This window comes from Streptomyces sp. LS1784 (assembly GCF_020103755.1).
GTDB lineage: Bacteria > Actinomycetota > Actinomycetes > Streptomycetales > Streptomycetaceae > Kitasatospora.
The window spans coordinates 1-9,706 of the sequence record NZ_JAHSQD010000313.1 but is presented as its reverse complement, the minus strand read 5'-3'; the positions used below and the strand labels follow the sequence as shown (position 1 = coordinate 9,706).

Genomic DNA, 9,706 nt, shown 5'->3' with positions numbered 1-9,706 from the left:
CGTCGCCGCCGGTACCGCCTCCGCCGTCGCCGCGGCCGCCCTGGCCGGCCTCGCGCTGGGCCTGGCACCCGCCGCCTCGGCCGGTGAGTTCCTGGCCAACGGCGGCTTCGAGTCCGGCTCGCTCGGCCCCTGGAGCTGCACCGGCAACTCCGGCAGCGTCGTCACCAGCCCGGTGCACAGCGGCAGCCGCGCGCTCGCCGCGGCCGCCACGGCCGGCGACACCGCCCAGTGCAGCCAGACCGTCACCGTCGCCCCGAACACCACCTACACGCTCAGCGCCTTCGTCAACGGCTCGTACGTCTACCTGGGCGTGGACGGCGGCGGCCCGAGCACCTGGACGCCGGGCACCGGCGGCTCGTACCAGAAGCTCAGCCTCGGCTTCACCACCGGCGCCAACCAGACCAGCGCCACCGTCTACACCCACGGCTGGTACGGCCAGGGCACCTACTACGCGGACGACATCTCGCTGGACGGTCCGGGCGCCCCCAGCCCCACTCCGACTTCCACTCCCACCGTCACCGCTTCGCCGACCGCGACCCCGACGGGTACGCCCACCGGGACGCCCACCGGCACCCCGACGGGCACGCCCACCGGGACGCCCACCAACCCGCCGGCCGGCAGCCACGCCCTGGTCGGCTACCTGCACGCGAGCTTCGCCAACGGCGCCGGCTACACCCGGATGGCCGACGTCCCGAACTCCTGGGACTTCATCAACCTCTCCTTCGGCGAGCCCACGTCCGTCACCTCCGGCGACATCCGCTTCAACCGCTGCCCGGCCACCGAGTGCCCGAGCGTCGAGTCGGACGACGAGTTCAAGGCCGCCATCGCCGCCAAGCGGGCCCAGGGCAAGAAGGTGCTGATCTCGATCGGCGGCCAGAACGGCCAGGTCCAGCTGACCGGCACCGCCGCCCGGGACGCCTTCGTCCGCTCGGTCTCGGCGATCATCGACACGTGGGGCCTGGACGGCCTGGACATCGACTTCGAGGGGCACTCGCTCTCCCTCGACACCGGTGACACCGACTTCAGGAACCCGACCAGCCCGGTCATCGTCAACCTGATCTCCGCACTGAAGACCCTCAAGGCCAAGTACGGCCCGGGCTTCGTGCTGACCATGGCGCCGGAGACCTTCTTCGTCCAACTCGGCTACCAGTACTACGGATCGGGCCCCTGGGGCGGCCAGGACCCGCGCGCCGGGGCGTACCTGCCGGTCATCCACGCGCTGCGCGACGACCTCACCCTGCTGCACGTCCAGGACTACAACTCCGGCTCCATCATGGGCCTGGACAACCAGTACCACTCGATGGGCGGCGCCGACTTCCACGTCGCGATGACCGACATGCTGCTCAAGGGCTTCCCGGTGGCGGGCAACGCGAACAACGTGTTCCCGGCGCTGCCCGCCTCCAAGGTCGCCATCGGCATGCCGGCCACCACCAGCGCGGGCAACGGCTACGTCGCCCCGGCCGAGGTGAACAAGGCGCTCGACTGCCTCACCAGGCTGGCCAACTGCGGTTCCTACGTGCCGCGTTCGGGCGCGCAGCCGAACCTTCGCGGGCTGATGACCTGGTCGATCAACTGGGACCGGTTCGGCGGCCAGGAGTTCTCCAGGAACTTCACCGGCTACTTCGGCCGCTGACCTGACGGCCTTCGGGGCCATGCTTGAACCTGACACCGGTGTGAGGTCCAAGCATGGTCCCCATGGCGACCACACAGCGCACGACCCCGGTGTCCCACAAGCCCTTTCCGCTCCCCGCCCTGCTGGCCCTGGCCACCGCCGTCTTCGTCACCGGCCTCACCGAGAACCTGCCCGCCGGCGTGCTGCCCGGGATGAGCGAGGCGCTCGGGGTCAGCGAGTCCGCGGCCGGGCAGACCGTCACCGTCTACGCGATCGGCTCCGCCGTCACCGCGATCCCGCTCACCGGGGCCACCGCCGGCTGGGGCCGCAAGCGGCTGCTGCTCACCGCGATGGCGGGCTTCGCGGTGGCCAACACCGTCACCGCGGCCTCCACCAGCTACCCGCTCACGCTGGCCGCCCGCTTCCTCGCGGGCGTCGCGGCCGGCCTCGCCTGGGCCCTGCTGGCGGGGTACGCGCGCCGGCTGGTGCCGGTCCGGCAGCAGGGCCGGGCCATGGCCGTGGCGATGGCGGGCGTGCCGGTGGCGCTGTCGCTGGGAGTGCCGGTCGGCACCTTCCTTGGGCAGGTGCTCGCCTGGTGGGTGCCCTTCCTGGCCATGACGGCACTGGCGGTCGGCGTGATCGGCTGGATCGCGGCGCTGTTGCCGGAGCAGCCCGGACAACCGGCCGGCGAGCGGGTGCCGGTCCGGCACGCGATCACCGTGCCCGGCGTACGGCCGGTGCTCACCGTGACGGTGCTCTACGTGCTCGCGCACACCATCCTGTTCACCTACATCGCGCCCTTCCTGGACCAGGCCGGCCTCGGCGACGCCACCGGCACCGTACTGCTGGTCTTCGGGCTGGCCTCGCTGCCGGCCGTCTGGCTGATCGGCGCCCACATCCACCGCCGGCTGCGGCAGTTGACGATCGGCGGCGCGCTGCTGGTCGCCCTGACGGCGGCCGTCCTCGCGGTGTGGTCCGGCAGTACGCCGCTGGTGTACGTCGCGGCGATGTTCTGGGGCCTGGGCTGGGGCGGCGCCCCGACCCTGCTCCAGACCGCCCTGGGCGACGCGGGCGGGGAGCGGGCGGACGCCGCCCAGGCCGTACTGGTGACCCTGTGGAACGCCGCGATGGCGGGCGGCGGCGTGGTCGGCGGCCTGGTCCTGAGCGGACTGGGGACCGGCGCCCTGCCCTGGACGGTGCTCGCGCTGATGCTCCCCGTCCTCGCCGTGACCACCGCCGCCCGCCGCCACGCCTTCCCGTCCCGGCGCTGACGCAGTGCCCCGGCGCCGGCCCGCAGGCGCGGGACCGAGGACCTAGCCCGCCATCAGCCGGTTCACCGCCTCGACCACCTCGGGAGACGCCTTCGCCATGGAACCCGAGGCGTACGGCGGCTGCGGGTCGTACTCGATCAGCAGCTGGATCGCCTGCGCGGTCGTGTCCCCGCTGATCACGCCGGCCAGCGTCAGGGCGAGGTCGATCCCGGCCGAGACCCCGGCGGCGATGGCGTACTTGCCGTCGATGACGACCCGCTCCGTCCCGGTCGGTTCCGCCCCGTACGCGGGCAGCCGGTCCAGAACGCCCCAGTGCGTGGTGGCCCGACGGCCCTTGAGCAGCCCGGCGGCGCCCAGCAGCAGCGAGCCCGAGCAGACCGAGGTGGTCCAGGTGGTGGTCGCATCCACCCGGCGCAGCCAGTCGAGCAGCGCCTCGTTCGCGAGCTGGGCCTGCGTGCCGGGCCCGCCGGGCACCAGCAGCAGGTCGGCCGAGTCCACCTCGTCCAGGGTGGCGTCCGCGGTGATCGCCAGGCTGCCGAGGTCGTTGCGCACCGGCCCCCGCTCGGCGGCGGTGAACACGACCTCGGCGCCCGGGATCCGGGCCAGCACCTCGTACGGGCCGACCGCGTCCAGGGTGGTGAACTCGGGGTAGAGCAGGATGGCGATGCGCATCAGTGACCTCCATCGGTACTGGGTCGGAAGCGGCGTCGGTACTCGGCGGGCGGGGCGGCCAGGGCCCGGACGAAGGCGCGCCGCATCGCCTCCGGGGTGCCGTAGCCGCAGGAGCGCGCGATCTCCTCGACGCCGTCGTCGGTGTCCTCCAACAGCCGCCGTGCGGCCTCCAGCCGGACCCCGTCCACGTACCGGCCCGGGGTCACCCCCACCTCGGCGGCGAAGGCACGGGCGAAGTGCCGCGGCGACAGTGCCGACCGGTCGGCCAGCGCCTCGACGGACAGGTCGGCCTCCGGGTGCTCGGCGATCCACCGCTGCACCTCGCGCAGCGGTTGCCGGGCCGCCACCTGGGCGGCCAGCTGGGTGCTGAACTGGGCTTGGTTGCCCGGCCGGCGCAGGAAGACCACCAGGTGCCGGGCGACCAGCAGCGCGGTGTCCCGTCCGAGGTCCTCCTCGACCAGGGCGAGCGCCAGGTCGATCCCGGCGGTGACCCCGGCCGAGGTGGCGATGTGCCCGTCCCGGACGTGGATCGGGTCCGGGTGCACCTCGACGTCCGGGAACCGCCGGCCCAGCTCCTCGCAGTAGGCCCAGTGGGTGGTCGCCCGGCGCCCGGCCAGCAGTCCGGCCTCGGCGAGCAGGAAGGCCCCGGTGCACACCGACACCACCCGCTCGGCCCGTCCGGCCAGCTCCCGGATCCGCGCCACCAGCGCAGGGTCCGGGTGCTCGGTGCCCTTCCCGCCGGGAACCAGCAGGGTGTGCACCGGCCCGACCTCGGCCAGGTCCGCGTCCGGCAGCAGTCGCAGGCCACTGTGGGTGCGCACCGGGCCGCCGCCGGAGGAGGCGGTGGCCACCCGGTACGCCTCCGGCCGGCCGCAGGCGTTGGCCGCCCCCGCGAACACCTCCAGGGGCCCGGTCACATCGAGGCTCTGCACGCCCTCGAAGAGGACGATGACCACGCTGCGCGCTCTCATGCTGCCAGCCTGTCAGCGGGTCGTGACGGCAGCAATGACCTGTTTCCCACCTTTCCTGCCACGCCCTGCGGGCGTACGGCAGAACGCCGGAAGGCCCCCCGCTTTCGCGAAGGGCCTTCCGGCTGTCTGTGCGCCGCCAGGGACTCGAACCCCGGACCCGCTGATTAAGAGTCAGCTGCTCTAACCAACTGAGCTAGCGGCGCCTGCTGACGTGGAGAACATTACCTGGTCAGCTGCCGAAACTCACAATCGGCCGGAGGTGGGAGTCCGGCAGGCTCACATGGTCAGCACCACCTTGCCCCGGACGTGCCCGGCGCCGACCAGCCGGTGGGCCTCGGCGACCCGCTCCATCGGGAACGACTCCTCGACCTCCAGCCGCAGCCCGCCGGCCTCCCACAGCTTCACCAGCTCGGCCAGCCGCCCGGCCGTCCGCTCGCCCCGCAGCCCCCGGACGCCCAGTCGCTCGGCGCCCGGGTAGTCGACCACGGTGCCGATCCGGTTCCGGTCGGCGACCAGCTCGACGGAGGCCTCCAGGGCGCCCCGACCGGCGGCGTCGAAGGCCGCGGTCACCCCCTGCGGGGCCACCGCCCGGACCCGCTCGACCAGTCCCTCGCCGTACGTCACCGGTGCCGCGCCCAGCTCCCGCAGGTACCCGTGGTTGCGTTCGCTCGCGGTGCCGACCACCGTGGCACCCCAGGCCCGGGCCAGCTGGACGGCGACCGTGCCGACCCCGCCCGCGGCGCCGTGCACCAGCACGGTGTCACCCGCGCCCACGCCGAGCCCGGTGAGCGCCAGGTGCGCGGTCTGGCCGGACGCGGAGAGCGAGCCGGCCTGCTCCCACGGCATCCCGGCGGGCTTGGCCACCAGCCGGCCGGCGTCCACGGTGACCCGGTCGGCCTGGCAGCCCAGCACCCGGAAGCCCAGCACCTCGTCCCCGACCCGCCAGCCGTCGGCGTCCGGGCCGAGGGCGTCCACCACCCCGGCGAACTCGTTGCCGAGGACGAACGGCGGCTCGACCGCCGTCCCCGGCGGGCGGAAGCCCTCGCGGATCGCGAGGTCCACCGGCTGCACCCCGGCCGCGTACACCCGTACCCGCACCTCACCCGGCCCGGGCTCCGGGTCGGGCACCTCGGTGACCCGCAGGACCTCCGGACCGCCGGACCCCGTCACGGTGACCGCTTTCATGCCTTGTCCCGCCCCTTCTCGACCCTTCCGATGACGACGATCCTCAGGCCTGAAGTGCGCTTGAGGTCAAGCCGTTGTTCAGTGTGTCGACACTGATGGGCGCATTGTCAGATTTATCCTGGACGGCGCTCAGCCGTCCGTCGTCGAGAGGAACCTCCCCGTGGGCCAGCTGCCCCTGTTCTTCCTGGTGCTGCTCGCCTCCGTGGTGACCATGCCGCTCGGCCGCAGGACCGGAGTCCCCCAACCGGTGCTGATGACCCTGCTCGGCATCGTCATGGCGCTCGTCCCGCAGATCCCGGACGTCACCGTCGAGCCGGAGCTGATCCTGCCGCTGGTCCTGCCGCCGCTGATCTTCGCGGTGGCCCGGCGCTCCTCGGTGCGCTACTTCAAGGCCAACGCCCGCTCGATCCTGCTGCTGGCCGTCGCCCTGGTGGCGGTCACCACGGTCGCCGTGGCCGGCACCGTGCACTGGCTGCTGCCCACCCTGCCGCTGGCCGCCGCGATCGCGGTCGGCGCGCTGGTCTCCCCGCCCGACCCGGTCGCCGCCGTCGCGGTGGCCGGCAGCGTCGGGCTGCCCCGCCGCCTGGTGGCGATCCTGGAGAGCGAGGGGTTGTTCAACGACGTCACCGCGATCGTCATCTACTCGCTGTCCATCGAGGCCATGGTCAGCGGCGACTTCTCGGTCGGTGACGCGGTACTGCGCTTCGTGCTGTCCGCGGTGCTGGCCGTGGTGGTCGGCGTCGCGCTCGGCTGGGTCAACACCAAGCTCGCCGAGCGCCTGGACGACCCGACCCAGCAGGTCGCGCTCAACCTGCTGGTGCCGTTCGCCGCCTACACCCTGGCGGAGGAGATCCACGGCTCCGGTGTGCTCGCCGTCGTGGTCTGCGCGCTCTACCTCGCCGAACGGGCCTCCGACGCCGACGCCGTCTCCTACCGGCTGGTCGGCAACGCCTTCTGGGAGGTGGTCGAGATCCTGATCACCGGTGTCGCCTTCGGCCTGATCGGCCTGGAGCTGGCCACCGTGCTCAAGGAGGCCGGCCGCGGCTGGACCGGCTTCATCGGCGACGCCGCCGTGGTCATCGCGGTGGTCGTGCTGGTCCGGCTGCTCTGGCTGCTGCCGGCCGGATGGCTGTCGAAGAAACTGCGCTCCGGCGACGACGAGGACACGCCGTTCAGCTGGAAGGAGAGCGTGATCCTCTGGTGGTCCGGGATGCGCGGCGTGGCCACCGTCGCCCTGGCGCTCGCCATCCCGCTCACCCTGCACTCCGGCGAGGACTTCCCCGAGCGCGGCCGGCTGGTCTTCATCGCCTTCAGCGTGGTGCTGTTCACCCTGCTGGTGCAGGGCCTCACCCTGCCCTGGCTGGCCAAGCGGCTCGAACTCGACATCGACCAGGACAAGCACGAGCAGGCCGTGCGACAGCTCTGGTGGCGGGCCGCCAAGGCCGGGCTCAAGCGGCTCGGCGAGCTGGAGGAGCAGGACCGGCTGCCCGTCGAGGTCGCCGACCGCCTGCGGGACCGCCAGCACGACCGGCTGGCCCGGCTCTGCCCGGAGAACTACGCCGAGGAGGAGGCCGCCGAGGCCAAGCTGCGGATGGCCCAGTGGCGGGCCGCCCGGGACGTCGAGCAGGAGATGATCGCCGCCTCCCGCCGCGAGATGCTCTCCGCCCGCAGCGAGCCCGGCGCCGATCCGGAACTGGTCGACCACGTGCTGCGCGGACTCGACCTGCGCTCCGAACGGAAGTGACGGGCTGTCCGCGCCCGCAGGGCGGAATGTGCGCGACCGGCTCCGGGGTTGCATAGGCTGAACCCGGGCAGGCCGTCAACGGAGTCGGCGCACCATCAGGACCCGCACGACCTCGCACAGACCGTTGCCACCCGGCCCGCACGCCTGGCCCTGCCGGTTTCTGCACACAGACGAATCGAGGACCCACCGATGTCGGAGACCCGCGCCGACGCCCGCACCCCGCTCGACCGCACCCCGCAGTGGGCCGCCCTGGCCAAGCACCGGGCCGAACTGGGTGACACCCACCTGCGTGAGCTGTTCGCCGCCGACCCGGAGCGCGGCCGCCGCTACACCCTCCAGGTCGGCGACCTGCACGTGGACTACGCCAAGCAGCTGGTCACCGACGAGACGCTGGAGCTGCTGCGCGAACTGGCCGCCGCCACCGGCGTCGCCGAACTGCGGGACGCGATGTTCCGCGGCGAGAAGATCAACAACACCGAGCAGCGGGCGGTCCTGCACACCGCGCTGCGCGCCCCGCGCGGCGCCGTGATCGAGGTCGACGGCGAGAACGTGGTGCCCGCGGTGCACGCCGTCCTCGACAAGATGGCCGCCTTCGCCGACCGGGTCCGCAGCGGCGAGTGGAAGGGGCACACCGGCAAGCCGATCCGCACCGTCGTCAACATCGGCATCGGCGGCTCCGACCTCGGCCCGGCGATGGCCTACGAGGTGCTCCGCTCGTACGCCAAGCGCGACCTCGACGTCCGCTTCGTCTCCAACGTGGACGGCGCCGACCTGCACGAGGCCGTCCGCGACCTCGACCCGGCCGAGACGCTGTTCATCGTCGCCTCGAAGACCTTCACCACCATCGAGACCATCACCAACGCGGTCTCCGCGCGCAACTGGCTGCTCACCGGGCTGCGCGCCGACACCGACGCGGTGGCCAAGCACTTCGTCGCGCTGTCCACCAACGCCCAGGGCGTGCAGGACTTCGGCATCGACACCGCCAACATGTTCGAGTTCTGGGACTGGGTGGGCGGCCGCTACTCCTACGACTCGGCGATCGGCCTCTCGCTGATGATCGCCATCGGCCCGGACGCCTTCCGCGAGATGCTGGACGGATTCCACCTGGTCGACGAGCACTTCCGCACCGCACCGGCGGAGCAGAACGTCCCGCTGCTGCTCGGCCTGCTCGGCGTCTGGTACGGCGCGTTCTTCGACGCCCAGGCGCACGCGGTGCTGCCCTACTCGCACTACCTGTCCAAGTTCACCGCCTACCTCCAGCAGCTGGACATGGAGTCCAACGGCAAGTCGGTGACCCGCGACGGCACCCCGGTGGACTGGCAGACCGGCCCGGTGGTCTGGGGCACCCCCGGCACCAACGGCCAGCACGCCTACTACCAGCTGCTGCACCAGGGCACCAAGGTCATCCCGGCCGACTTCATCGGCTTCGCCAAGCCGGTCGCCGACCTGCTCCCCGGCCTGGTCGCCCAGCACGACCTGCTGCTGGCCAACTTCTTCGCCCAGACCCAGGCGCTGGCCTTCGGCAAGACCCCGGAGGAGGTCGCGGCCGAGGGCGTGCCCGCCGAGCTCGTCCCGCACAAGACCTTCAAGGGCAACCACCCGACCACCACGATCCTGGCCGGCGAGCTCACCCCCTCGGTGCTCGGCCAGCTGGTCGCGCTCTACGAGCACAAGGTGTTCGTCCAGGGTGCGGTCTGGAACATCGACTCCTTCGACCAGTGGGGCGTGGAGCTGGGCAAGGTGCTCGCCAAGCGGATCGAGCCGGTGCTGCTCACCGGCGAGGGCGCCGAGCAGCTGGACAGTTCCACGGCCGAGCTGGTCGCCCGCTACCGCGCGCTGCGCGGCCGCTGAGCCCGGATCGGGCCGTCCGCTCCGGCGGGCGGCCCGGTCACCGGCGCCGCGGTCACCGGCATCGGTCACCGGTGTATCGGCAGGTCGGTCCGGAAACGTCGGAAGGCCCTTCGCTCTCGCGAAGGGCCTTCCGGCTGTCTGTGCGCCGCCAGGGACTCGAACCCCGGACCCGCTGATTAAGAGTCAGCTGCTCTAACCAACTGAGCTAGCGGCGCCTGCTGACAGAGAAGACTCTAGCAGCGCCGTGCGGCCGAGCCAAAATCGAATACCGGTCGTCCCGCGTTCACCCCCCGGTCACGACGGCCGCCCCGGCGGGAACCGGCGCGCCCGGCTCGCGCGCCGCCCGGACGCAGGCCCACAGCACCACCGCGGCGCCGGGCAGCCGGGGCTCCCGCTGTTC

7 protein-coding genes and 2 tRNA genes are annotated in these 9,706 nt (G+C 72.6%); 4 read left to right on the top strand and 5 right to left on the bottom strand.

Annotated features, from left to right (window positions below; translation table 11 throughout):
• The first annotated feature begins 40 nt into the window (after positions 1 to 40).
• Together KS423_RS28680 and KS423_RS28675 are read left to right on the top strand one after the other, a co-directional pair.
• Positions 41 to 1,633 carry a chitinase gene (locus KS423_RS28680; protein ID WP_374120043.1) on the top strand — a complete coding sequence of 531 codons (1,593 nt, stop codon included), beginning with the start codon at positions 41 to 43 and terminating at the stop codon, positions 1,631 to 1,633.
• 62 nt (positions 1,634 to 1,695) lie between these two features.
• Positions 1,696 to 2,883 carry an MFS transporter gene (locus tag KS423_RS28675; RefSeq protein WP_224282676.1) on the top strand — a complete coding sequence of 396 codons (1,188 nt, stop codon included), beginning with the start codon at positions 1,696 to 1,698 and terminating at the stop codon, positions 2,881 to 2,883.
• 42 nt (positions 2,884 to 2,925) lie between these two features.
• Here the strand turns inward: KS423_RS28675 and KS423_RS28670 are convergent, their stop codons facing one another.
• The 4 genes from KS423_RS28670 to KS423_RS28655 form a co-directional block, all read right to left on the bottom strand.
• On the bottom strand, positions 2,926 to 3,555 hold the full coding sequence (locus KS423_RS28670) for a DJ-1/PfpI family protein (RefSeq protein ID WP_224282675.1): 630 nt from the start codon (positions 3,553 to 3,555) through the stop codon (positions 2,926 to 2,928).
• Entirely contained in the window at positions 3,555 to 4,526 is a 972-nt protein-coding gene (locus KS423_RS28665; protein ID WP_224282674.1) for a GlxA family transcriptional regulator, read from the bottom strand. Before KS423_RS28665 ends, KS423_RS28670 begins: the two co-directional genes overlap by 1 nt.
• Positions 4,527 to 4,655: 129 nt before the next feature.
• Positions 4,656 to 4,729 (bottom strand) — tRNA-Lys (locus KS423_RS28660).
• Positions 4,730 to 4,802: 73 nt separating this feature from the next.
• On the bottom strand, positions 4,803 to 5,711 hold the full coding sequence (locus tag KS423_RS28655) for an NADP-dependent oxidoreductase (protein ID WP_224282673.1): 909 nt from the start codon (positions 5,709 to 5,711) through the stop codon (positions 4,803 to 4,805).
• Between the two features lie 160 nt (positions 5,712 to 5,871).
• On the opposite strand from KS423_RS28655, the gene KS423_RS28650 reads away from it, so the two are divergent.
• On the top strand, positions 5,872 to 7,455 hold the full coding sequence (locus KS423_RS28650) for a Na+/H+ antiporter (protein ID WP_224282672.1): 1,584 nt from the start codon (positions 5,872 to 5,874) through the stop codon (positions 7,453 to 7,455).
• A gap of 189 nt (positions 7,456 to 7,644) precedes the next feature.
• Entirely contained in the window at positions 7,645 to 9,306 is a 1,662-nt protein-coding gene (gene pgi / locus KS423_RS28645; protein WP_224282671.1) for a glucose-6-phosphate isomerase, read from the top strand.
• A 141-nt stretch (positions 9,307 to 9,447) separates the two neighbouring features.
• Here the strand turns inward: pgi and KS423_RS28640 are convergent.
• Positions 9,448 to 9,521 (bottom strand) — tRNA-Lys (locus KS423_RS28640).
• Between the last annotated feature and the right edge of the window lie 185 nt (positions 9,522 to 9,706).